The organism is Vibrio sp. Of7-15, assembly GCF_022347565.1.
Taxonomy (GTDB): Bacteria; Pseudomonadota; Gammaproteobacteria; order Enterobacterales; family Vibrionaceae; genus NORP241.
Window position 1 is genome coordinate 103,467 of sequence record NZ_JAKRGH010000004.1, and the last position, 24,723, is coordinate 128,189.

Consider the following 24,723-nt stretch of genomic DNA (forward strand, 5'->3'; position numbering starts at 1 on the left):
ACTATTTGTAAAATAATACAATTCATAAATAAAAAGCCCCCTAGTTCTACTAGAGGGCTTTAAGTATTAGGCTTGGTTCAGTATTCAACTACTTTCTTAAATTATCGCCATAATAGCCAAAGCTCCGAGCACCTAGTCCCACATAATTAAGACCAATCACATGGAAAATAGATGATTGGTTATAAAGTAATGAGCTCCCCGGAATCTGAGTAAGAACAGGGAACGCACGCTCAAACCCGCCAGCAAACACATCATGTAAAACCGCACCAGAGTTGAAACCTGGGATCTCAGCAAAGAAACGACTGAATAAACTACCTTCACTTAAAGAACCTGGATTGCTTACATTAAGCCCGACTCTTCTAAAATCTGTCGTATTAGTAGCAATACCAATATTGTTCGAGTTTGGATCGACAACAGCAGTGCCATTTGGCTTATAAACACCATTACGATTATCAGGGCGCTTATAAGTCGGTACAGCGTTCGTTACTAGCTCAATACCAATACTCAATACTTGCGCCTGAACTGCAAGCTTAGCACCTTCTTTACATGAACCTCCTGAAACAGCACCCGCAGCACATCCTCCTAATGCAGACACAGCAACCTTTTGTGCCCCTATAGAAAGACTATTTGTTGCATAATATCCGCCAAATGCACCCGCAGCTCCAGATATTGCACCAGTTAATGCACCTTTCAATGCACCAGAGAAACTTTTCGTGATCAATGCACCACCAACAGCACCACCAACGGCACCGCCAATAGCACCAGCAACAACTGCATTGCCTATTGAACCAGCCGCTAAACTTGCCGCTCCCCAACTAGCCACCCAAGGTGCGGCAGCACCAACCGTCACTACAGTAACAACTACGGCCGCTATCACTTCCCAGTTGTCTTCAACTAAATCAACAACTTTATCACGGAACCTACGTAACTCTTTGCCGATTTTCTTGAAGAAATGACCTGATGGATCGTTGTATTTCATCGGGTTATTAATCACATAACTGTAGCGGTTATATGACTGACTATTATCAGGAGCCTGAATAAAGGCATCAGCACTTAAGAAACGCCCGATAGTACTATCATAAACTCGCCCGTTCATATGGATTAAATCAGTTTCTTCAATGTGCTCATGGCTGGTATAACCACGATTCACCATCAGAGACTGTTCAATGAAAGACGCATCTTTAGTCCATTCAAATGGTCTTGCTTTACCCCAAGCATCATAATTCTTACGATCAACAACGTTACCCCATTGATCCGTAATTAAATCGATAGAATGAAGAGCATCTGAGTGCAAGTATCGCACTTGTTTATCAAATGAAGCAGTTAAACCATCTGGGTTCGATTTTTTACGATCAATATTAATAGCAACTAATTTTCCACCAGCATTAATGTATTGCTTGTGCTCAATTTCTCCGTTGCCACGCTCTATTCGCTCATACGACTGACCCAAATACCACGTTTTATCGCCATTCTGATTCGATTTAAAGTAACGCTGGCCAGTTTCATCGTATGCAAAACGAACCGTACCTGTACTACTCTTAATTTCTATCGGCTTATTCAGGCTATTCCATGAGATCTGTTTTCCATCTCCAGAAACCATGTTGCCATTGGCGTCATAGCTGTACTCTTTGTCACCTGCTCGAGTTACTGCATGAGCATGATTAGGATCAGCATAAATATAATGACCAACATCAGATTTATATTTAATGTTACCTGCATCATCGTAAATCACTGAGTAGGTTTTATTAAATAATGGGTTCTGAGTATGCTTGTTGTTTAAGCCAACCAACGTATTGCTTCTTAACCTATCCAACGTATCGTAGGTATAAGTTTCCGAAATATCGTTAATTAAGTCGTGTCGTAACGTTACATTGTCGGTACGGTCGTAAGAATAATGTAGCCTTCTGACTGCCTCTCTTCCTTTAAAGGTCATGATGTTTTGAAGCTGACCTGTACCTTCGTTATAGTCGAAACTATTAACTAAACCATTACCGTATAGCTCTGAAGTCACACGGCCTTCGGCATCCAAATCATTTAAAGTCCAATAAACGATCTTACCTTTGGCATGATTATTACTGTCTAACTCGCTTAATGCCGCATATTCAGTTTGGCTCTGCTGACCTAAAGATTCATATTTAGCGCTAATTAATTTAACTTGCTTAACTAAGCCAACTAACTGCTCAGCAGCTTCTACGTAACTAATAGCATCTCTATGAGTCTGATCGGCTACATATTCTAAGCGCTGAATATCTTCAGAAAGTAACTTCAATCGGTCAAAATATGAACGGACCAGCTGATCATACAATGGATGATCCCTTTCTAGCTCTACTTTAGCTAAGCCAAGAGAGCCGTCACGGAACTCACCGTAATAAGCCACTTCTCCTTTCGCTGTAAGCAATGGTTTTATTTCATCCCATTCTTCAAAGCTAACTTTACGTAATAAGTTACCTTCCAGTTTTAGGTGATAATTAGCCTCTTGAATAACAGGTATATCAACAAGACCAGGAATAATGACAGTACGACTTGGAACCTGGAAGAATTGCTCACCAAATTCATTTTCAAAGACTTCTAAAGGTCGACCTGATAACTCAGCAGATGCTAATTCAGCAAATTTCTGGTTTTCAAATGTACCATCAATAGAAATCACTTCATCGCGAAGTGCATAATATTCTTCCTGGCGAGCTTTATATACATGCGCCTGAGTAGTTAGCTCTTTTGCTTTCGCTAAGTAATCATTGGCTTTAAGTAAAGCTTCATCAATTAATGGTTGTATTACCTTTTTGTACTCTTCAGGACTAAAGTTCAGTTGCAACTGACTAATATCACCCCAAATCTTAGTAACAATACCCGTCTCAGTATCTCGCTGGAAGTTTAGCTCAAACTGATTTGGGCGTGACTCTTTTACAACTTGCCCTAGCCCGTTATGTTCAAATGAACGTACTAATGTTTGCTCAGGCGTTATTAACTCTTCTTTAGTTAACAGGCCAACAGAATCATAATAGTACTGCTTAATCATTTTTCCTTGCTGATCAACACGCAACAAAGAACCTAGGCTAGTTCGAATAGAGTTAACATCATTCAGTTGGTCATAAGTCCACGATGTTGTTTGATACTCAGATTCTTTTTTGCCATCAACAACAGTAATTTGCTCTTCAACTCGGCTGACCATACGCCCTAGATCATCGTAGGACATGGTCATCGTCTGATTTTTAGCATCGGTTTGTGAAACTAACTGGCCAAAAGCATCGTATTTATATGTCCACAATCCAAGATCAGGGTCATCAAGCGATACTTTATTACCGTGTACATCATATACCGTCGTTATTGTATGCCCATCAGAACCAGCAGTTGTATGCAGTTTACCATCTGGATAATACGTCTTATTAACAAAAGAACCTTCAGGTTGGCTAAGGTTTATTTCCCACCCCATGGCATTGAAATAAGATGTTTTATCACGTCCTTCAGCATCAACTGTCGTAATGCTTGATGGACCATAAGTATAATTGATCCAACTGTCTTTTTTACCAGCAGGGCCCGGCTCAGAAGTTGAAGACATTCTGCCTAAAACATCATACTGAGTCGTAGATATCTGCGGAATACCACCTTTAAAGTATGGGCGAGATATACCAGAAATTTGATTATAAGCGTTGTAGCTTGTGTCTTTATAAATCCATTTTCCATTTACACCTTGAGTTACTTGGCGTAGCTCTCGACGCAACATATCATAGAAAATAATTTCTTCGTTTAAGCCCGGTGTTGATGTCACTGCACAATATTTAGCGCCATCTGGAACATGCGAATGACACTGAGCAGAAGTAACAGGCAAATACTCAACGGTTGTTTTCACATACCCTGTCGCATTTTTCTGCCATTTTTCAATCGCTCGTCCGAAGCCATCAAGATAGATACGCTGCTCCGCACCATTGATATCTTTAGTTGTTGTAACACGGTTTAAACGATCAACAACAGTACTCGATACCTGACCCAATGGATTGCTAACTGTATAAGTAGCAATAGATCCATTATAGCTTGGCGTTTCACTGTCTACACGAGTGCGTAAAGCATTTCCATGAAGAGCTGTTTGCTTCGTAGTCGTGACAATTCCATCACTGTTACGAATAAACTGTTTAGTAATCTGTAGAGGGTGACCCGGCTGGCTAATTTCTTTTACCAATAACCCGGTTGCAGGATCATATTCAAATGAAAACGTCTTTGCTACTCGGTCCCCTTTAGGACCAATAAACGTCTCAACTGAATGTGTATTAAGACCTAACAACCAAGCTGATTCATTATTCTCATAGGTGTATTCTGTTTGCTGTACAAAAGCTTCGCTTACACCAGTAACAGGGTTATTACCTGTTGTAGTCACAGAAACAAAACCAACATTACCAAATACATCGACCTGAGATTGATCGGTAACGACTGTCGAAACTAACTTACCAGCTAAATCATAAGATCGCTCTGTTCTTTGACTTTCAAAAGCACTCGCCGATTTTTGCACTACTTTAACAGGTGTTTGGTCAACAATAGATGCATATAAATGGCTATCTATAACACTATGAACCGTATTTGTACGTTGCGCATTATCCTGCAAAATAGTGACTAAATCTGATGCGACTGGCGTTAATGTCGCGACCTTCGGCTCACCATTAACATTAAATTCAGTCAATGGCTTGATGTCCCCTACTAAATAGTATTCTTCAGAAGGGATAATAACCGGAGTTAATGCAATTGTGCCAATTGGAACAAATAAATCTGGCTTTTTAAAATAAACCTTATCTTGATATCGAATCTCTTCAAGTTCAGAAATAGAAAGCTCTAAACGTTGAGAAATATCCTTATAACTCTTTTTAATTTCATGGCTTTCATGCTCGACATCACGAACGTCAAAAGTACTATGAACTTCACTTATCGGTGTTAGCCTTCTGAATTCCCAGAAAGACTCGTCAGTACACTCAGAACAATCAGACGATAGCACCTGTTGATTCGGTAAGTACTCAACACTTTTTTTAATTTTCTGATTTAATGGGCGTTGAGTATAGTAATGAAACTCTCTATTTCGGTAGTTTGTTCCATTAACGAACTCACGCTGTTTCACCCACTCAAAACCACTGATCCCTTTGTTATGAAGATCATATTTCCCCGGGCCATACTGAAATAAGAAACTTGTCTGCCCATTGCCATTATCCGTATTTAATCTCGAAACCACTGGCATTGAGTTCGAATAATTACGTACTGGGAACTCGGTAGCCGCACCTTTATTCGGCACACTGTGGTCACCATAAGTACCAAATTCAACACTTGAGCTTTGCCCTAGGCCGTTGGTTACTTTCGACAATAACAATACTGGATCACGGGATTCTGTATTCGTTTCACAAATAAGATCAGAACCAGAACTACGACAAAAATCAATATTACTGTCTTGATTAAAATCAAGCCACCAATGGCGAGGTGCCCCCCAACCTGTTACCTTAAATTCATAGCTTTCACCAAATAGATTGGTGCATTGCATTAGGCTTCCAGTACCACGACAAAAATCAACTTTTCCATCTCGATTTAAATCTAGCCACCAACGTTTTCCATCATCCCCCCAAGTGCCAGGCCAGCCCTTACCACCTTCAAGAATGATATCGTTGCTAAGTTGGTTAACTTTTCCAACCGAGCCTAATGAACAAGTTAAGTTGCTTCCATTGCCACTCTTATTGCCTGTCGCACGACAAAAATCACTCGCGCCATCGCCATTAACATCAATCCACCAGCGCTTTTTCTCTTCTCCTAAATCATCAATAGGATATAGCTGCTGTTTGTCGCCAATAACGGAGCCAGAATTAAAAGATGTACACCTAGCAACACCACTACCTACACGGCAAAGATCTTTATAACCATTACCGTCTAAATCAACCCACTGGGTACTTTTTGATTTTTCCCAAAGAAGATCCGTAACAACAATTTCATCTTGCCAAGATTTACCACCTGAATTAATGCTACAGCGAAGATCATCAATATCACGACGACAAAAATCAACTTGGGAGTCACCATTAATATCAAGCCACCAGCGGAACTCTTCATTTCCCCAACGCGACATAGGTAAAATGAGGTCACTTACAGTACCGTCAGCACCAAATGTTGAACACAACAATTCATTGCCATTTTTACGACAAAAATCTGTTTTCTGATCACTGTTAATATCAGTCCACCAGTGTGCTTTACTGTCTCCCCAATACGTAATTGGGAACGTTTTTTCCACTGATTGCTGCTGAGGAAGATTAAAATGACAGCTGATCGACGAAGCTGAGGCTACTTTACAGTAATCGAGTTCACCATTACCGTCGGCATCTACCCACCAGTTTCGAGCAACGTCTTTCCAGTGACTTGGTAAGTTAACCTTTCCCCAGTCACCGATACGTTTAGAAGCAATTTTCTTATTCAGGAAAAGCTGATCTTTTTTAAATTCAGGGCTTTTCTGCCACTCAAACTTTGTCGCTGGTAGACAGGCATTATTAGCATCGCAGTAGCTAATTTCACTAATATACTGACCAGATAAAGAGGAACCAGTTTCACTTAAAGGTGCTCGTTTTAACGCTAAGTAATTACTTGTTTTACCCGCTGTTTTTATAACGATTTTATTCAAAAGCTTATTGCTAGAAACCAGAACGCCATCTTTTTTATAATGGACTGGATAGTAGCTCGCTGATTTTCCTGTATAAGGTTCGTATACAAACTCGACATCGTAAATGTCGTAGCTGATCGACTGAATGTTCCCTAACTCATTATAAGAATAAGTAATTGGGTTTTGACCAGTAGTGTTCGTATCTTGTGTTAATTTCCAAGAGTTGACTGGCTCATGATACGAATAAGTGTATCTTTCACCTGCTTTCGTTTTTACAGTAAAAGAGCTGCTTGAATCAAGAGCATCTCCATGCAATTCAACTTTACTGTAATTATCAGCAAGAAGACGATATATAGAACCATCTTTGCCTTTGGTACCAGTAGAAGTAATTAAACGTGAGCCATCTAAACAGAAATTATCTTGTTCTGTGTTATCAGCTGCACGACTGATCCCATCTACTGCAATAGAAGATCCACATCGGCTAATACTCGAAAGGCCACTAAGAGAAAAGCCAGGGCCAATAACACTATTGACTGAGCCCTGACTTGAATAGTTAATAGTAAGGTCTGGGGTATTTCCCCCTTTGCCTTTTGGTAGCTCTATTGGAATCTGATAAGAAGCAAGACCTTGGTCAACCACAAGCTCACCTGGAAGGGTTCCCACTTCCAAAGCATAGCTCGCGCCTGACGCTAGAAATGCAACTAGGCCAACCACTGTTTTCATTTATGTATCCTTAAAGTCCAGTAGAATTACTGGCTCGAATTTTTGAGTGTCTCTATTTCTTTAGATAACGTGTTTATTTGATTTTCCAATTCATCTAAGTTTTCTAACTCCGATGACTCACGCTCTTTAATCGTATTTTTTACTGTATTATCATCAGTAAAAAGCACTTTTCGAATCTGCTGAACGCTAACTTGATCATTTAAAGTATCAACTGAATAATCATGTACATCCACGCTTTGTGAACTGGGTAATGTAGAGGTTTCTTCAACACTGTCTGTCGGAAATACTTCCCAAACGGCCCAATTAATTACAACTAAGGCTAAAGAAATAACGAGAGAAATTAAGGTGACTTTTTTCAACATAAAATATTATTCAGATAATATTTCCACACCATGAAGATTCAAGCCGTAATTAGGGGCACATGTACGATCTAATAGCAACATAACCTTTTTATTTTGAGATTGTGCTGTTGCAGAAGCAGAAAATAGCCAATCAGAGTGAATATTGGTATTCACACTAACATTATAAGACACTTTTCCTTCGGTATTAGTTACTTCACACGGAGTTTGCATCTTCTCGTTTACATGTACAGTAATTCTATGACCACCATCCCAATAACGAGCAACCTTACTGATCGTATACGGTCCATACCATTTCTGACCAGCTCCAGCATTAGTTGTTGCAGATACATTAGATGAAAGGGCCAAACCAAACAGTAAGACAAACAGCTTTTTCATAAAAAAACACCTTATATTTATTAATTTACGTGTAAAGTGAACAAAATTCACCCTTATAGAATCGCAGGACATTACCAGAATAGATAACTCAACTCAATAAATATAAATAAACAGATAGATAATAAAAATCAATACTTCACCCATTGTCAAAGTTTAATAAAAATAAATTTTGATATAGGTCTAAAACTAAAGATAACAGTATACGAAACCTTAAAAGGTCATCTTCATTAACAAAAATAAAACAAAAATCCTGTGATCAATTCTGTTTTAAAAATTCATAGGCAACTATTAATAACTAACAAAATAAAAACTTACTGTTTAAATCAGCAACTGAACCTAGACAACCATATAAATCTTGTTTATATTGCCGCCAATTAATCACATTGAAGAATAAATAATATGAAAAAATTAAGTTTTTTACTTCTGATGCTTTTTTCAACAAGTAGTTTTGCAGCGTTAGAATGGATGGGACCATATACAGTTAAAGAAGCAGGTTCGGGAGCTCCAGCCGTTTATGCTGTGCTCACAGTTCATATAAATGAAGTTGATCAATTAAAAACAGGTTGCTCATTAACCGACCAGACGGGTATGTTCAGCTATTGGTCACGAAGCCTAAATGATTACTTTTCTCTTTGGCAGTCTGCCCTTTTAAGTGCCCAAGCACAAAACAAAAAGGTTATGCTGCTTGCTGACACTGCAAACTGTTCTGAATATGGCTCATACTTAGTGGGAGTAAAAGTACTTTCTGAATAATATCTTTTAAAAAGCCGAGAATGATTATTCTCGGCTTTAGTTATACACAGCTAATAATTTATACCTCACCCCATAAAACCAAGATCTTTGGTTGTAAAATTCGCTAGGTTTGGAAACACTTGTTGTAATTGGCTGTCGCTATTAACGCCCATCCAGCGTGCAATGGTGGCACCGACTTGCTCTACCGATGTTGTTGGTATCATCCGGCCCTTATTAAAATCGTTCACGCCATCCAGAATTAACGAAGGCCAACTGCCGTACATTTGTCGGCCATTTAATGCGCCGCCCATTACCCAGTGGTTGCTGGCCCAACCGTGATCAGTACCTGCCCCATTACTGGCTAATCGTCGTCCAAAATCCGACATGGTCATGGTTGTGACTTGCCCGCCAATACCTGCGGTATCCAGAGATTGCTGAAACGCGGCTAAAGACTGACTTAATTCAGCTAACAAAGTTTGATGATCGCTTAATTGGTTGGCATGCGTATCAAACCCACCCATGCCCACAAAATACACTTGTCGTTGATGGCCTAATTGCTCACTGGATTTAATTAAACGCGCTACCGTATGTAACTGCTGGCTGAGTCGGTAATCTGGGAAATGCCCTTCTTCTGGCGATGATTCCAATGCTGACGCGAGAGTATCTCGGATAGAAATAGAGTCTTTTTTGACTTGATCAAACGCGCGACCAAATGTGTTATCGGGTTGCAGCGCTAACACTTGATCAAAGCTGGATTTTCGTGCGCTGTTACCATTGGCCCAAAGCGTGGGTAACCCACTTGAATTGATCAGGTTCGCGGTGTGTTGCTCGCCATTTAATAACTGAACATAACCGTTAATACTAAAGGTTGGACTAATAGCTGCTTCTCGCCCCGCCAATATGTCCATCATGCGCCCAGCCCAACCTAATGTTGTGTTGTTGCCTGCCCACCCACGTTGCCACTCGGCTTGCTGAGAGTTATGAGAAAACAGGAATGGCGGTAAGGTTTTCGCGCCGCTGTCAAACTCTGCTTTAGTGGCGGGCTCAATCAACACGCCACTGTTCACAATAGGAACGGCTTTGCCTGCATTCACCAAAGCTTGAAGTTCTGCCATTGAAGGATGTAAGCCGAGCTCAAGACTAGAGCCCGTGTTTAAAGAAAGGGGTAAAAGATCCGCCTGAGGGAGTGCTATGTCTGGCCTTGCTGCTGCATATTCATCGTAGTGGCTGTTATCTCTTGGCACCAGCATGTTAAACCCATCGTTACCACCAAACAGAAATACGCATACCAGTGCTTTATAATCGTTGGCTGGTAACGCGTAACTTGAACGCGTATCTAGCATTGAAATAAACGGTGCAGCTGCCATGGCCGCCAATAATTGTCTGCGAGTCACCATTATTTACGCTCCTCTACATGAAACTCTTGGCTGTTTAATACGATATGTAATGCATTACGCACTTTAAGAGCTTGCTTATCATCCCTTAATTTCTCAAGAGCTTGACGCACAATAACTGTAAGTTCTTCACTCATTTCTTGACCTAAGAAACGACGATCAATTTCAGCAATTAAGGCATCATGATCATTGGCAATTAGCTCTAACGGTGCGGCATTAATGACGATGCGTTTGGGGTTCTCTTCACTATGGTAATTTGTATTACCCGAAGCCCCCCACATTTGGTTACTGATATTGATAAAGTTATTCCAACTTAGTATCTCAAACTCAGGAGCGACTTGCCCGCTGTCTTTAATTTCGCCTAGTGGAGCATAATCTGGTGAATAGAAGTTAAATACACTTGGAGACGCGAGAGGCCCTTGGCCATACGCCCAAAAAGTCCCATTTGAATTATGGTATTTTCCTGTTGGATCCGCTGTTTTCGCTTCCATAGCACGGTATAGATTTGCCATAGAAATCAATGGTTCTTTTAACTTCATAACCGGACCATTTAGCGCTTCTTCATCCAGTAAAATCGCGCTGATCACCGCTTTTAGATCGCCCCTGACACCATTGCCATTATCAGCAAACAGGTTAGCAACACGTTCGATGTATTGAGGTGATGGGTTAGATGTAACCAAACGCTGGATCAACAAACGAGATAAAAACGGTCCCGTATTAGGGTGATTCAGTAACATATCCATGGCCTGTGCCATATCCGCTTCTGGTGTTTGCCCTTGCGCGAACACTTCCCCCATTACGATTTTTTGTTCAAAGTCATGCTCTTCAGGGTACGCCACCATGGGTGAGAACCAATCTCCTTTTTTAGAACTCCACCACGGTTTTTCTCTTTTCGAAAGGTGCCAACTGGTAAATACTCGTGCGAGATTTTCGATATCATCTTGGCTGTAAGTCGGAATAAGAGCCCCTTTGTCATCCAACATAGGCGATCCATCGTTATTTAAACGATACAAGCCAATACTGAACAACTGCATGACTTCACGAGCGTAGTTTTCATCGGGGTAACGATTTTTATCAGGGTTGGCTTTTTGGTTCGCCATCATTGATAAATAATCCCCCATCGCAGGATGCAGGGTTACCGCTTCAATTAAGTTGCGATAATTACCAAACGCATTCTTGAGCAACATATCGTAATAATCGGCCATTTCAGCTGAACGACCATTAAGGCTAGCTCCATAGCGTGAAATCACAAATATTTCACTCAAGGCAAAAGCAACTCGTTGGCGAAGCTGATCTGGGGCATTAATAACCCTATCCCACCACACACCTGCACGATGAGATTGATTTGGCTCTTCTTCGCCTGACACATAAGTTCGTAATAAAGGAAGATGTAACGTTGGTGATTGCGAGAATTGAGTTTGAAGCCATTGCTGGTAACCTACACTCGCAAGCTGCTCATAGCTACTCGGGGTTGGGCCAAATGTTGCGCGGTACAATAAGTCGTACCTTTGGTTTTGTTCAAGGGCTGCTGGCGGTTCTTGACTACCACTTTCTTCACCACACCCCGCTAAAAAAAATGCACTTAAAAAGATAAGTACCCACTTTCGACTAAGACAAACCATGCATAACACCCAGTTAACATTTTTGTCACCCTACCAAATACCCGCTAGTTCAACAAGGATATCTCTACTAATTATGTGGGATTGGTTCAGGTAAAAATCAAACAGGTGTTTCGATTTATAAAGCAAACAAACACCAAATATTGGCCTACACTTCCACCGTACAAATACAATGATCTGATTCTATTGATGTCAGTGTTTTCACCCATAATAAACATGCCTCAAAGCCCATACGTAAAGAATGGTTTTCAATAAATTTCATTTTTATGAGATCAACTCGCCAATAAATGTTAATTTAATATTAAACAAGTTGCCTATATTGGTACATCTTCTAAGTTTTCAACAATGAGTGCTATCTACTCTTCTCAGCCATAAACACTAAAGCTATGTAGATATACAGCATCATATTTTCCTGTGTCTCCGGTTCAGCTGTATTTTTAATCGGTAAGCACCTATTTAAACGAGAACAAAGGAATGATTATGTCAGACGTGACTTACTTAGACGATGAACTACACGGTTTACTGCCTTTTGAACAAGATGAAATCAGCCAAGCGTACATGGAGTACCTAAAAGCAGGGTTACCAAAAAGTCAGGCTAAAGAAAAAAACATCTTAATCGTCGGTTGCGGAATATCTGGAATGGTATCAGCATCGCTACTGCGTAAAGCAGGCCATAATGTCACGATTATCGAGGCAAACACTCGTGTGGGCGGCCGCATTAAAACGTTCCGAAATACTCCTGAGAAACGTTACTTTGAAGACAGTAACTTAACGGGTGAAGCGGGTGCGATGCGAATCCCAGACATGCATAAACTCGTGCAATACCTCATTGATTATACCGGCGTTGAGAAACAACTTTTCTTAAATAAAACGGTATCCAAAGCTGATGCAACTTCTGATCAAATCCAAAATCCAAAAGTTGATGCAGATGGTAACGTTGTTCTTACCGATTTGGAGTCCACGGGTAAGAACTTCTTACATGTTAACTATAAGCATGTTTCTCGCCTTGCTTACGAAAACACCAAAGATGTAAATAGTTTACTAAATTACAACCTCGAATCGAACGAGAATACGCAAGCCAGTGTATTACTCAACCAAGCCATTGATGAGCTTCGTCGTCAAGTTAAAGAAGACCCAAAAACTAGCTGGCCAATGATCATTCAAAAATACGGCGAATACTCTATGCGTCGTTTCTTGAAAGAGCAAAACCCAGATCTATCTGAAAATGCGATTGAGATGATTGGTGTACTCGAAAACCTTGAGTCTCGCATGTCTTACTCTTTCATTCAGAGCTTTATTGAGTTAGCTATTATTACCCCAGAAACCCCTTTCTGGCTCATCAAAGGCGGGACAGATAAATTTACTCAGGCCTACTATGAAAAAGAACAACTCGACGATGTGACTTTCTTAAACCAAACTCTAGTGGATCTGTACCGCTGTGAAGACACAGGCAAGGTAAAAATAAACACCAAAGTATCAATAGAGGCTGAAGGCGAATACGAGCGCGATCAAGCCCTTTCGGAAATGCTGTCTTCACGCCAATGGGATGAAGCCATTGTCACGATTCCTTTCTCTAGCTTCCGTATGGTTCATGTGTGGCCAGAACTAAGCCAAGAAAAACGAAAAGCCGTGCGCGAGCTTCATTATGATGCTGCAACCAAGGTTCTACTGGAATTCCGTGAACGCTTCTGGGAAACCGAAAACGACATTTACGGTGGCGGCTCTGTTACCGACTTACCTAACCGTTTTATGTACTACCCAAGTGAAAGAATGGGCTCAGGCAAAGGTGGCGTTATGCTAGCCAGCTATTCATGGGCAGACGATGCTCGTAAGTGGGACTCAATGTCTGAATACGAACGCTTCTGCTATGCCCTGGAAAACGTTGCGATTACTCACGCAAAACACGAGCCAGGCGCTGACTATGAAGTGCGTAAAAAGGCACAGCAAAAAATCCGTGATCTTTGCGTGTTTAGCCCTGAAAAATACAAAGACAATCAAGAACACATTGTTGGTGCTGCCACGGTTAGCTGGATGAATAACCCCTATGCGTTCGGTGAAGCCGCTATTTTCTACCCTGGGCAATTGGATCTGCTCCATAAATCCATTGTCAGCTCTGAATGGGAAGACAAGCAGTCAGGCAATCAGATCTTACACTTTGCTGGTGAACATGCGTCGCTTAAACACGCTTGGATTGAAGGCGCCATTGAGTCCGCCGTAAACGCGGCACTGCTCGTCAATGAAAATGCACTTCCAACCCTAAAGCATAATTAGGAGCAGACGATGACACGAATTCCTTACCTCGACAGCAAAGAGGGGCTAACTCCTGAGGCCGCTGACGCGTTCGATCACATTGAGCAAAGCCGTGGCAATGTGATTGGCGTTTTTGCTCTGCTGCTCAACAGCCCTGATGTTGCCCGCCAAGTTGCCGATCTTGGTGGTTACTTAAGGTTTGATTCCATCCTACCTGCGCAACTCAAAGAACTGATCATTACCACTACGCTTAGTGAAAACTCCTGTCAGTTCGAGTGGTCGTTCCACGAAAGTTTTGCATTACAAGCTGGAATTTCACCGCAAACCGTTGAAGCCATCAAATACAAAAACGATGTGCATGGTAACCCTGAAATAAAGCCAGAAGATGCTGAGATCATTACCTATGTTCGAGATCTCATCATCAAGAAACGTGTGAGTGATGATGTGTTTGCGCCAATCCAGAAGCGATTTAACACGCAAGAAATCACGGAAATTACCGCACTGATTGGGTATTACTGCATGGTTGCTTGCCAGCTCAACGCATACCAGCTTGATGCCCCACCGGGTAAACCTAGCCTGCCAGAACCCAAAGTGACCTAAAACGTTCAATATAAACCGTAGATGCTCAGCCGATGTACCACACATCGGCTGAGTATCTCACTGAAATATAATCATTAAATTAAGCGGTTTATTAAGGCGTTAATAAAGGTTAACACTCCTCACTACGATAAAATTAGAGAGAACAGCAATGTCAGCGAACTTAAACCAAACCAATATCGATATTGATGATCCAAATTTCCAAGAGGTCTTTAAAAACCTACAAGGCAACATAGTAAAAGGCCACGGCCGAGACCACTCCCGCCATGTATTTTTTCGATTCAAAAGCGACCCCAAAAGTAATCGCCACTGGGTTCAGAAATTCTCATCTAATGTCACTTCCACTCTAGAACAAGATGCGCAGCAAAAATCGTTCAAAGAAACAGGCCAATGCCACTTATTTGTTAACTTTATGCTCAGTTGCTCTGGCTACCAACAGCTCGATATAGAAAAAGACAAATGGCCAACAGACAAAGCTTTCCAAGCGGGCATGAAAGATCTTACGACTAAGTACGACACCACCCCCCGTGGCGATCACAATCCAACGGCCAACCCGCTGAACGATGATGTGAGTCAATGGGAAGCTGGGTTTCAAGGCACCATCGATGGCGTGATCATACTGGCTCTTGGTGGAGTGGAAGCCAAGCAAGCTGAACAAATGCTAGATAAAGAAGTAAAGCAACTTGAGCAAAGCCTGTCTGGTGTCGCCGATATCATTTTTGTTCAACAAGGCCATGTAATGCGTAATGACAAAAACCAAGTCATTGAACATTTTGGTTTTGTTGATGGTGTCAGTAACCCTAAGTTTCTTTTCTCAGAGCTTAATGAAGAATTCAAAAATGGCGGGTATAGCCAGAACGATCCAAGTGCCCCACTCAACACAGTAATGGTAAAAGATCCCGGTGGAGACCAAAGCAGCTATGGCACTTATGTGGTCTACCGTAAGTTACAACAGAACATCAAAGGCTTCTGGGACAAGCTAGAAGTACTGGCTAATACTCTCTCTGAAAATACATCCAACAAAGTGACCGCTGAATACGCGGGTGCGTTGTGCGTTGGGCGCTTTAAAGATGGCACACCAATATCAGAACAAGGGAAAGATGGCTGGACAAATCTATTCAATAACTTTAACTACGACAATGATGCCGATGGCCTTCGCTGCCCTTTCCACTCTCACGCACGTAAAACCAACCCGCGCGGCGATACCGTAAGGCAATTTAACTCGCCACCAACCATTGAACGCAGCCGCCGAATTGTTCGTCGTGGGATCAGTTTTGGCTCTACGGATCTTTCTCCTAATAAAGAGTGGACAGATGCGGGGCTACTATTTTTAAGCATGCAAGCCGACATCGTTGATCAGTTTATTTTCATGCAACACACCTGGTGCAACAACGAAGGCTTTATTAAACAAAAAACAGGATTAGACCCACTCGTCGGGCAGCCTAAATTAGGGACTACTCCACAAGCTCAACAATGGCCCACCAGCTGGGGCAGCCCAAATGCAGAACAAGTGAGTTTTGAGTTTTCTGGGTTCATTCGAAATCTAGGGGGCGAATACTTCTTCATGCCAAGCCTAGATTTCCTCAACACTCTTTCAAATTAAGTGAAATGGACAACACCTATGACCGATCAGAACAAAGAAATCAACCAACAGCCGACCACGGCCGAATATGTGCTGGATACCATTGCTAAGCAAGGAGTGAAGCATGTTTTTATGGTTCCGGGTGGCGTTGTGGATCCATTTTTGGATCAATTTGGTGAAGGGGAAGACCAAGTTAAAGCTATTGTTGCCGCAAACGAAGCAGGAGCGGCGTACATGGCAGACGGCTATGCCAGAGCCAGTGGAAAATTTGGGGTCTGCATGGGGATCGGAGGCCCGGGCATTGCCAACATGGTAGGCCCATTAGCCGCAGCCTACACCGATGGATCTCCCGTATTGACTCTTGCTGGTGAAGTGCCGACAGAGTGGAGCGGACGTGGTGGCTTTCAAGATGCCAGCGCCGCAGGCTTAAATGACATTGGTTTTTTAAATGCTGTCACCGCCCTTTCTCTTGAAGTGCCAAGCTCTCATATGGTGCCTCATATGCTTGATACTGCGCTCAGAAAAATGCTCGGGAGAGATCAACGCCCCGTGAGTTTAAGCTTTCCTAAACAAATCCAAACTGAGCAGATTGAAGTTAACCCAGAAAGTCACAAATGCATTCAATGTGAAAACATCAGCCCACGGGCCATTGATATTGCTGCCTGTAAGCATTTACTAACAGGTTTAATACAGGCCAGTAAAGCAGGAAAAGCCAACATTGCTATTTTAGCCGGCAGCGGCACTGTACGATCTGAAGCCAGTGAGGCATTAGTCGCATTCGCAAAGAAATACCACATTCCTGTTGCCACAACTCTCAAAGCCAAAGGGGTATTCCCTGAAACTCACCCGCTTTCTTTAGGGGTATTTGGTTATGCAGGCACTAATCACTCAACCTTAGCGTTATTAAATGGCGATCAAGACAACCCAGATTGCCCTAATCAGGGAATTGCTGATAACCAACTTCTTTTAGTATTGGGTTCCAGCTTAAACCAACGCGACACCATGCGTTGGGATGAGCATTTACAGCCTGAACAAGGCATTTATCAAGTCGATGTCAACATCTCTACCTTCTCTAAAAATTTCCCAGTGGATGTCGCTATTAATGGCGATGTAAAAACAGTTCTGGAATGGTTACTTGATGCAGAGCAAGAATCACAACTAACACCTCTCGCCGACAATAAGCCTGCTCGTAAAAACTGGCTAGATGCTATTCAAGACAAGCCACGCTTCTACAATAAAGAAGATTGTCAGAGCGATGCAATACCGATGCATCCGGCCAGAGTCATTGCCGAGCTACAAAAACTTGCTCCGGATAATACCGTCATTATTGGCGACTCTGGTGCGCACCGAGCGTTTGCTGGCCACTACTGGCAAAGCTCTGGACCTCGTAAATACCTCACCGCAACTGCATTAGCGCCAATGGGATGGGCAATTCCTGCGGGGGTTGGAGCCAAAGTGGCCAATCCAAACAACCCATGCGTAGTGGTCACAGGGGACGGCTGCATGCTGATGAACGGTATCGAGATCCAAACCGCCGCTCGCAATCAATTACCTCTGATTGTTCTGGTGGTTAATAACAGTGCATTGGGCAATGTGTACCTACGAGCACAAACGCCAATCGCCAAAGAGCTCACCTCCCTAAATACTCACGATTGGGCGGCCTTTTCACGCTCACTCGGAGGAGACGGGATTGTTGTTGAAGATCCTGCCGATTTACCAAAAGCCTTTGATCAAGCTTTTGCCGCAAAAGGACCGTTTGTTATCGACGCACGATGCGACCCACATTTTAAAACCCCAATCAACCCATGGCGTAATGCCATCGCCCACCCAAGCTGGGCAGAAGATCAATCTTAAACCGACTAACAAGGATTGAAACATGGCAAAACTACCATTAATTGAAAGAAGTGATCTCGATGACGAAGGAAAAGCCATCTTCGATAAGTTAATTGGACCAAGAGATGGCTTATCTGGCATGTACCGAACCCTAATGAATCACCCTGTTTTAGCTGATCATGTCGCAGGATTAGGCACCTATGTTCGTTATGAAAGTGAGCTAGATGGTGATATTCGAGAGCTAGGCATTTTAGCGACGGCCCGTTGCCTAGGAGCCCCTTTTGTGTGGGAGAAACACATTGCCCCAGCAGAACGAGCAGGGCTACCCAACCACATTATCGAGCAAGTTCTTTCTGGCGATCTAGCTACCGCCGATATGAAAAAGGTCTATTTATACACATGGCAAGTCGCACAAGATGTTGTGTACCAGCGTAGTATTGCCCAAAAAACTCAAGATGCATTAATAGAAGAGATTGGTGTAAAAGGCCTGCTTGATTTAGTCGTCGCTTGTGGCATGTACCGAATGATTTCCAGTGTTGTGTTTTCATTCGATGTACCCCCACCGGAAGACGGCATTCCTCCTTTTTAAACAGTAAACACCCGACTCACCAAAATACATCACATAAAATAAATCAACCCACTGAAATAGTGGGTTGATTCTTCAAAACACTGTATCGCTTTCTTAAAAACCTAAAAAGTTGTGAAGAAATAAAGATTGCCTTTATTGCGAGTTATATTCATTCACTAAGTTATATTTATTAAATTCTTTACGGGTCATCCAATGCTCACCTTCTGCGGGTGCTGAATCTAACGTAAACTTGTAAAAATCAATTCCTTTATCACCTAGCATTTTCATGAAATATGTTGCCTGTCTGCGATGGCTCTCATGATCAAATGGAAACTCTTTCGCAGTTTTATCATCTTCAGCCCAACTATGAACACCAATTTGCTTATTTTCTTCAAGGCTAACTGCGCTATTTTTAATCTCTAGAATACGGTGAACTCCCGCACTGAATAAATCAGTTCCACCAGAGAAAACACGTCCATTCTTGGTCACTTTAGTACTATATTGATGTTCATTGATCATTAACCCGGTGTACATATTAATGTCATCATCTGATGAACCGCCGATAAAGTTATCGAAAACGATTGTCGCATTGGCATCGGATGTTGTTAGTACAATATTTTCTAACTGATTGTAAGTAGTCAGACCCAGTGAAGAGGGATAATTGGCACGTTCAAAAACAATATTGTATCTCTTACAAAAATAGTTCTTATAAAAATCATTAAAAGCAAATGAAGAAGTAATATCCACTTTTCCATCAGATCTTTCTTGCTTATTTAAAATAGTAGAACCAATATATGGTGCCATTTCAAACTCTTTCGATAACTCAAGAGTAACAGACTTACTCGGTGCATTGATAAAGCTTCCTTGAATAAGGAGATTAGCATCACTGTCACCATGTTCATTTATTTTTGAGCAGTCAAATGTATAGTCATTACCATCTGGATAAACTGCAATACACTGGCTGTCATTGCCTTCACCGTTAGGTGCAACTAAAAAGATCTTCTTACCTGATTTACTCGATAATCGAAACAAAGAGAGATCGCTATGGTAGTCATCACCATATTCAAGAACTTCATAAGATACTGAATCTATGGTCAAATTTATAGAGCCAAAAACGTTTTCTCTTTCCTTTAAGAGCTTATCTTTATCTTGCGCAGAAAAGTTAAAGTCTGCTTTCAACTCTGCTTCTTTTGGTTTCGTCGACGAATCAACCTCATTACACCCGGATAGCATTAAGATAGAAGAAGCGACAGCAAGTGTTAAGTATTTCATTTTCATAATCAATTTATTCCAGACTCAATTAAAAACACCGTACAATATAAATTTAAAAAATAGAGACCTTAATGCCTCAACAAATTCAAACATAAAATTATTTTAAAAGTAAATCTTCCTGATGAGAGAAAATAGCAATGAATTTTGCCCCTCCCAAATTTGAATTTTCAATAAGTAAGCTTCCTTGATAGTTTGCAAGAATTTCATTTGTTATATTTAGCCCTAAACCATAACCTTGTGCTTGACTATCGAATCTCACTCCTCTTTGACCGATCTTAGAGCGCATGTCATTTGATATGCCATGTCCGTTGTCTTCTACTATTAGATTTAGCTTTTTTCCATCAACCGTAAAAGCAGAAATGTGAATATTCCCATCACCATATTTACAGGCGTTATCCAACAAATTACCAGCCACTTCTAATAAATCGTTTCTATGCCCCCAAAATAAAACATCAGCAGGAATGGAAACTTTAATCATTAAATTTTTCGTTGCATGTATTTTTTTCATGCCAAATGCTAATTGATCTATTAAAGTTGCTACTTGATGGCTTTCTTTAGTAAGAACTGAACCCACATCACCCGCCGCACTTTTTAAGCGATGATCTAATTGAGTCACCATGTTTTTAACCTCCTGGTTAATCACTTTATCAATCGTGTGATCACCATGAAGACTTAACCCTAATGAATAGCTTCTTGCCGCTCCCTGTAAAACAGATAAAGGTGTTTTTAAACCATGAGAAAGATCCGATAATAGTTGCCTTTGCTGCTCTTTTTGCTGCCTTTCATGATTAATTAAGTCATTTAAGCTTTCAACGATCGGAATCAGTTCAGGTGCCACATTATTATCTAACTCTGTAATATCACCTTTTTTTACTGCTTTTAATTGCTCGTTCATTTTCTTTATGGGTTTTAGGCTCCAATTAGAAAAAAACCATATCAAAGGAAAAATGAAGAAGACATGGATTAAAAATGCGTATTCAACCAAAGCAAACTCCTCTTCTACTTCCGCGAAAACAATCGGATCTATGGTTCGATCTTCCTTTGCTGTGACAAAAATTAAATACGGTAATCCCGCACTAGCAGGATAATGCCTAACCCCGACTAGGTAATTAACATATTCCGATGTATTCTCTAACTCTAACTCTTCGAACCTGTCATAGCGCAGCCAATCTTTCTCTAGCTCGTCGACAATACTGTCTTCACCATGCGTTTGGTAAAGCAATGCGCCTTTTTTAGAAAAAACCATCAACTGAGTTCCTGGCTCTTTAAACTTTTGAGGTAGCTCTCTTTGCAAAGATAACTTCCCCTCTTCCCAACGAAAGTCTTCTAATAAAAAGTTCGATTCAGCACTTAACCACCAGTTCACTACTTTATCGGTTGTGACATAAAACAGTAGCATGTTCACAAAACCATAACTCACTGCTAAGAAAACCAAGGCCCAACTGGTAGCGATAAGATAACGAAACTTCAGCGTACGAAAGAATCGCTTTGCCATTAAGAACACAATTTGTACCCTTGGTTTCTAATGGTAACAATAGGATCACGCCCTAAATGCACTTTAATCTTCTTTCTAATTCGCCCTAGTAATACGGTAATTACATTTCCATCATCAGCGTATTCATCACCGTAAACTTCAGAGCGTAGCTTTTCTTTACTGACGGTCTTATCTGCATTTAGCAATAAGCATTTCAGTAACTTATATTCATACGCACTAAGCTCGAGTCCATCCCCTTTAATAGTGATTGATTTTGCTTCCATATCTAATGTTAGCTCTCCTACCTCACACACTGAGCTTGAAAACCCATAGGAGCGACGATACAAAGCATTGATACGAGCTAATAACTCATCAAATATGAATGGTTTTGTTAGATAGTCATCAGCACCTGCATTTAACCCATCCACCTTATCAGCCCAATTATCTCTGGCTGTTAAAACTAAAATAGGCAAATTTTTTTCTTGCTTGCGCCATCGTTTTAACCAAACTAAGCCATCTTCGTCGGGTAAACCAAGATCCAAAATCACTAAATCAATTTCATAGTTAGTTAAGAAATAATGCCCTTCTTGCCCCGATTCAGCAGCATGGGTATTAATACCTTGAAAATTCAGTTGATTAGAAAGCTCATTCAATACAGATAAATTATCTTCAATCAGTAACACATTCATTAAAGCTATTGCACTCTTATACATAACATAATCTATGTAATTGAAGCACATAAAAGCTATTTAGTAATCATATCTAAACAAAATAAACTCAATATAAACCAATTTATTCGTGTCCATGTTAAAAACAGGAATAGTGATATATTCCATAAACACCCCACCATTTTATACAATGTTCATTTATTGTTAAAAAATTGGAGTTTATATGTATTCAGATACACCTACTTTATCTTTATTAACCGGAAAGTATGAAAGACTATTGCCTATGATAAGTCATGAGAGCATATAAAACGGTATTTCTTTGTGGGTATTGCCTTTCTTGGTTCGATCTTCGGGTCGTAATTCCAACTTGTTGAAAATCAGCTATAGAACTTCCGTTTAATAGATGTGCCTATCACTTTGCCATGCATTTCTTCTGATTTTGAGAAACTTATCGTTTTACGATTGAAGCGTTTTAATCGTGTTCTTCATGTAAGGTTTTGTCGTTCAATACGTTAAGTGAATAGCTTTCCCACAATGTGCTTCTCTGCTGTAAGGAGTGATGAATACACAGCAAAGAACAAAATGCTTCTGCATTTCGGCGACCAAAGGCATGCACAATGATCCTTTTAAATCTGGGTTACCATACATACCAAAGCCAACGTTGATTCTTCTTGTTCTGAACAAATGACCATTACTCGTCCACTTCAAAGATAAGTTCGATTTCAGCATCGTCAAAAAGAAGTGTAGTTACTCAGTTTGGTTGCCGCTTTTTAATGCGCGAATTCAGGATATCCTCAATACCGTATTAAACCCAATGTGTAATACTGCAGTGTTTACACGCCGTTTTATTTTTTCTTCTATAATGACGTAAACAGAAATTTCAGATTTTCTCACAAGCCATCTTAATTGCCCGGCCTCGACCAGGATTTTTCATTAATTCCAAGTTATGCCGCCGTCACTATTAAAAAAGAATTTTGACACTGCATTACTAACCGAAGAACTAAAAACATTTTTCTTTTCACCTTCATTTGAATGTAGGTCATAATTGTATTCATTACCGAAACCGACGCTATTAGTTTCTTTGTAGTTACTAAATGAAATTAGATCGCCAGCTTTCCAAAATGAGTAAATGTTTCTTTCATTTGTGGAATGATCATATTTTGAGTTTGAAAGGATAATTTTTCTATGCTCTGAGCCGTTGCTATTGTATTCAAAAATTGCTTTAAAGTTTGAATATCCACCTTTTGAAATTTCTTCATAGATTGCAAAATGCTTTCCTTTAGACCAATTATCCCAATTATAATTAAACTCAAAATAATTGTTTGAATCGATTCTTAGTTTTCCCTCTCCGCACCAGTTAACACCGCCAACGGAGCATGAATAAGTAAAGGTGATGATTTCGCCGTTAAAGTTCGTAACAACATAATCAACAGTTGGATCAACTTGCGCGGCTCTTACCGTAGCCATAAGCTGATCAAGACTTTCCATAGGGTAATTAAATTGCTTTGTCGCAGCAGCTAAATAATATTTAGTGGCTTCATCTAGTGCCTTATATGACTCTCTAGCCTGTTGTTCTAATACATCCGTTGTTTTATCGTTATCAGTATCAGCGGTTTCAATATTAGTAAACCTTTCAAACTCAGACAAAGAAACATTATCCTTGTTAACTTTAAATTCTGAATTCTTTTTTGTAACGGTTTTTTTTGTTCCACCGTTCCCGGAGTCAGGTTTAGTTGTTGTTTTTGTCTCTTCATCGCCGCCGCAAGCCGTAAGAAGAACAGAAATAATTAATGTTGCAATAATCTGTTTCATTGTTTAAGCCTTAAAATTAAAATAGCCAGCGCGTTAACGCTGGCAAATAGAATTAAAAATTGTAGTTAATACCAGCGTAAGTAACGCCTAGATCAACATCGTAATCTTTACCCGTTGTTTCTTGAACGTATGATGTTTTGTCGTAGCCAGCTTTAAAAATTACTTTTTTGAATTTATAACCAAACTCTAAGCCTGTAGTTATAGCCATTCCTGAATCAGATTTGCTTTCATCTAAAGCTGTCATTTCTTGCATTAAATAACCACCGCCAACTTTAGCCCCGGCATAGAAACCATTAAAAACAATCTTTGGCATTACAATAGCCTGAACGCCAGAATGATCTAGTGAAATAGTACCGTGGCCAATAGGTGTAACTTTTGAAGTTCCGAAATCTTTATATTCAATATATGATTGGATTTCTAAAAAGTTATTTATATAACTATTAACGCCAGCTTGAATAGCAAAAGCTGAATCATCTTCTGTTGAAACTGCAATATTTGCCTTTCCAAGTTCATCAAGCGCCGCATCAACCCATTCGTTGCTCATATCAGTTTGACCAAATGAAACGCCAACGAACGTATCTACAGCAAAAGCATTAACAGAAATTAGGGATGATAAGACGGTTGCCAATACTACTTTTTTCATAACTACTACTCTTTACTTATATTTAGAGAACAAAATATTTTCTCAACGGGCGCTATGTTAAGTGAACAGTGTTCACTAATCAATATAAAGATGCATTTTATTTACATGTTAATAAGCATCTGAAATTAATTTAATATTTTGTAATCGCCGTTAACAGACTGGCGTAATCTAACAACTTTTCCGGCTCTACAGCCTTCAAAAAGCTTGTT

Annotated in this window: 16 protein-coding genes and 1 pseudogene; 6 read left to right on the forward strand and 11 right to left on the reverse strand. The window is 40.5% G+C overall.

Going from position 1 to position 24,723, the window contains the following annotated elements; genetic code table 11:
* Nucleotides 1-88 precede the first annotated feature (88 nt).
* The 3 genes from MHO82_RS06665 to MHO82_RS06675 are packed head-to-tail and all read right to left on the reverse strand — an operon-like array spanning nucleotide 89 to nucleotide 8,070.
* Nucleotides 89-7,333, reverse strand: coding sequence for an RHS repeat-associated core domain-containing protein (locus MHO82_RS06665; RefSeq protein ID WP_239183091.1), 7,245 nt, complete (start codon nucleotides 7,331-7,333; stop codon nucleotides 89-91).
* 26 nt (nucleotides 7,334-7,359) lie between these two features.
* On the reverse strand, nucleotides 7,360-7,695 hold the full coding sequence (locus MHO82_RS06670) for a hypothetical protein (RefSeq protein ID WP_239183092.1): 336 nt from the start codon (nucleotides 7,693-7,695) through the stop codon (nucleotides 7,360-7,362).
* A gap of 6 nt (nucleotides 7,696-7,701) precedes the next feature.
* Nucleotides 7,702-8,070 (reverse strand): hypothetical protein, encoded by a 369-nt coding sequence (locus MHO82_RS06675; protein ID WP_239183093.1) that lies wholly within the window; start codon nucleotides 8,068-8,070, stop codon nucleotides 7,702-7,704.
* Nucleotides 8,071-8,469: 399 nt separating this feature from the next.
* Between MHO82_RS06675 and MHO82_RS06680 the strand changes: the two genes are divergently transcribed.
* Complete coding sequence (locus MHO82_RS06680; RefSeq protein WP_239183094.1) at nucleotides 8,470-8,823, forward strand: hypothetical protein; 354 nt, start codon at nucleotides 8,470-8,472, stop codon at nucleotides 8,821-8,823.
* A gap of 65 nt (nucleotides 8,824-8,888) precedes the next feature.
* Here the strand turns inward: MHO82_RS06680 and MHO82_RS06685 are convergent, their stop codons facing one another.
* Together MHO82_RS06685 and MHO82_RS06690 are read right to left on the reverse strand one after the other, a co-directional pair.
* Entirely contained in the window at nucleotides 8,889-10,199 is a 1,311-nt protein-coding gene (locus MHO82_RS06685) for a DUF1501 domain-containing protein (protein ID WP_239183095.1), read from the reverse strand.
* Complete coding sequence (locus MHO82_RS06690; protein ID WP_239183096.1) at nucleotides 10,199-11,818, reverse strand: DUF1800 domain-containing protein; 1,620 nt, start codon at nucleotides 11,816-11,818, stop codon at nucleotides 10,199-10,201. Before MHO82_RS06690 ends, MHO82_RS06685 begins: the two co-directional genes overlap by 1 nt.
* A gap of 477 nt (nucleotides 11,819-12,295) precedes the next feature.
* Between MHO82_RS06690 and MHO82_RS06695 the strand changes: the two genes are divergently transcribed.
* The 5 genes from MHO82_RS06695 to MHO82_RS06715 all read left to right on the forward strand — a co-directional run bounded on the left by MHO82_RS06695 (nucleotide 12,296) and on the right by MHO82_RS06715 (nucleotide 18,666).
* On the forward strand, nucleotides 12,296-14,086 hold the full coding sequence (locus MHO82_RS06695; protein WP_239183097.1) for an FAD-dependent oxidoreductase: 1,791 nt from the start codon (nucleotides 12,296-12,298) through the stop codon (nucleotides 14,084-14,086).
* Between the two features lie 9 nt (nucleotides 14,087-14,095).
* Entirely contained in the window at nucleotides 14,096-14,665 is a 570-nt protein-coding gene (locus MHO82_RS06700; protein WP_239183098.1) for a carboxymuconolactone decarboxylase family protein, read from the forward strand.
* Nucleotides 14,666-14,813: 148 nt separating this feature from the next.
* Nucleotides 14,814-16,265 (forward strand): Dyp-type peroxidase, encoded by a 1,452-nt coding sequence (locus MHO82_RS06705; protein ID WP_239183099.1) that lies wholly within the window; start codon nucleotides 14,814-14,816, stop codon nucleotides 16,263-16,265.
* A gap of 18 nt (nucleotides 16,266-16,283) precedes the next feature.
* Entirely contained in the window at nucleotides 16,284-18,098 is a 1,815-nt protein-coding gene (locus MHO82_RS06710; protein ID WP_239183100.1) for a thiamine pyrophosphate-binding protein, read from the forward strand.
* Nucleotides 18,099-18,120: 22 nt separating this feature from the next.
* Nucleotides 18,121-18,666 (forward strand): carboxymuconolactone decarboxylase family protein, encoded by a 546-nt coding sequence (locus MHO82_RS06715; RefSeq protein WP_239183101.1) that lies wholly within the window; start codon nucleotides 18,121-18,123, stop codon nucleotides 18,664-18,666.
* 132 nt (nucleotides 18,667-18,798) lie between these two features.
* Here MHO82_RS06715 and MHO82_RS06720 read toward each other — a convergent pair whose 3' ends face one another.
* The 6 genes and pseudogenes from MHO82_RS06720 to MHO82_RS06745 all read right to left on the reverse strand — a co-directional run bounded on the left by MHO82_RS06720 (nucleotide 18,799) and on the right by MHO82_RS06745 (nucleotide 24,514).
* The gene (locus MHO82_RS06720) at nucleotides 18,799-19,923 is read right to left on the reverse strand and encodes an alpha/beta hydrolase (RefSeq protein WP_239183102.1); all 1,125 of its coding nucleotides are present in this window, start codon (nucleotides 19,921-19,923) and stop codon (nucleotides 18,799-18,801) included.
* 91 nt (nucleotides 19,924-20,014) lie between these two features.
* A complete protein-coding gene (locus tag MHO82_RS06725; RefSeq protein WP_239183103.1) occupies nucleotides 20,015-21,412 on the reverse strand; it encodes an ATP-binding protein in 1,398 nt (465 codons plus the stop codon).
* On the reverse strand, nucleotides 21,412-22,104 hold the full coding sequence (locus tag MHO82_RS06730; protein WP_239183104.1) for a response regulator transcription factor: 693 nt from the start codon (nucleotides 22,102-22,104) through the stop codon (nucleotides 21,412-21,414). Before MHO82_RS06730 ends, MHO82_RS06725 begins: the two co-directional genes overlap by 1 nt.
* A gap of 332 nt (nucleotides 22,105-22,436) precedes the next feature.
* A pseudogene (locus MHO82_RS06735) lies at nucleotides 22,437-22,834 on the reverse strand (IS1 family transposase); the annotation flags it as partial.
* Between the two features lie 158 nt (nucleotides 22,835-22,992).
* Nucleotides 22,993-23,871: a hypothetical protein gene (locus MHO82_RS06740; protein ID WP_239183105.1), complete on the reverse strand. Its 879-nt coding sequence runs from the start codon at nucleotides 23,869-23,871 to the stop codon at nucleotides 22,993-22,995.
* Nucleotides 23,872-23,923: 52 nt separating this feature from the next.
* On the reverse strand, nucleotides 23,924-24,514 hold the full coding sequence (locus tag MHO82_RS06745) for a hypothetical protein (protein ID WP_239183106.1): 591 nt from the start codon (nucleotides 24,512-24,514) through the stop codon (nucleotides 23,924-23,926).
* Nucleotides 24,515-24,723: the final 209 nt, after the last annotated feature.

Excerpts from the sequence above, each read along its gene's own strand:
- MHO82_RS06665 (WP_239183091.1), bottom strand. The coding sequence starts at position 7,333 with ATGAAAACAGTGGTTGGCCTAGTTGCATTTCTAGCGTCAGGCGCGAGC.
- MHO82_RS06670 (WP_239183092.1), bottom strand. The coding sequence starts at position 7,695 with ATGTTGAAAAAAGTCACCTTAATTTCTCTCGTTATTTCTTTAGCCTTA.
- MHO82_RS06675 (WP_239183093.1), bottom strand. The coding sequence starts at position 8,070 with ATGAAAAAGCTGTTTGTCTTACTGTTTGGTTTGGCCCTTTCATCTAAT.
- MHO82_RS06680 (WP_239183094.1), top strand. The coding sequence starts at position 8,470 with ATGAAAAAATTAAGTTTTTTACTTCTGATGCTTTTTTCAACAAGTAGT.
- MHO82_RS06685 (WP_239183095.1), bottom strand. The coding sequence starts at position 10,199 with ATGGTGACTCGCAGACAATTATTGGCGGCCATGGCAGCTGCACCGTTT.
- MHO82_RS06690 (WP_239183096.1), bottom strand. The coding sequence starts at position 11,818 with ATGGTTTGTCTTAGTCGAAAGTGGGTACTTATCTTTTTAAGTGCATTT.
- MHO82_RS06695 (WP_239183097.1), top strand. The coding sequence starts at position 12,296 with ATGTCAGACGTGACTTACTTAGACGATGAACTACACGGTTTACTGCCT.
- MHO82_RS06700 (WP_239183098.1), top strand. The coding sequence starts at position 14,096 with ATGACACGAATTCCTTACCTCGACAGCAAAGAGGGGCTAACTCCTGAG.
- MHO82_RS06705 (WP_239183099.1), top strand. The coding sequence starts at position 14,814 with ATGTCAGCGAACTTAAACCAAACCAATATCGATATTGATGATCCAAAT.
- MHO82_RS06710 (WP_239183100.1), top strand. The coding sequence starts at position 16,284 with ATGACCGATCAGAACAAAGAAATCAACCAACAGCCGACCACGGCCGAA.
- MHO82_RS06715 (WP_239183101.1), top strand. The coding sequence starts at position 18,121 with ATGGCAAAACTACCATTAATTGAAAGAAGTGATCTCGATGACGAAGGA.
- MHO82_RS06720 (WP_239183102.1), bottom strand. The coding sequence starts at position 19,923 with ATGAAAATGAAATACTTAACACTTGCTGTCGCTTCTTCTATCTTAATG.
- MHO82_RS06725 (WP_239183103.1), bottom strand. The coding sequence starts at position 21,412 with ATGGCAAAGCGATTCTTTCGTACGCTGAAGTTTCGTTATCTTATCGCT.
- MHO82_RS06730 (WP_239183104.1), bottom strand. The coding sequence starts at position 22,104 with ATGTATAAGAGTGCAATAGCTTTAATGAATGTGTTACTGATTGAAGAT.
- MHO82_RS06740 (WP_239183105.1), bottom strand. The coding sequence starts at position 23,871 with ATGAAACAGATTATTGCAACATTAATTATTTCTGTTCTTCTTACGGCT.
- MHO82_RS06745 (WP_239183106.1), bottom strand. The coding sequence starts at position 24,514 with ATGAAAAAAGTAGTATTGGCAACCGTCTTATCATCCCTAATTTCTGTT.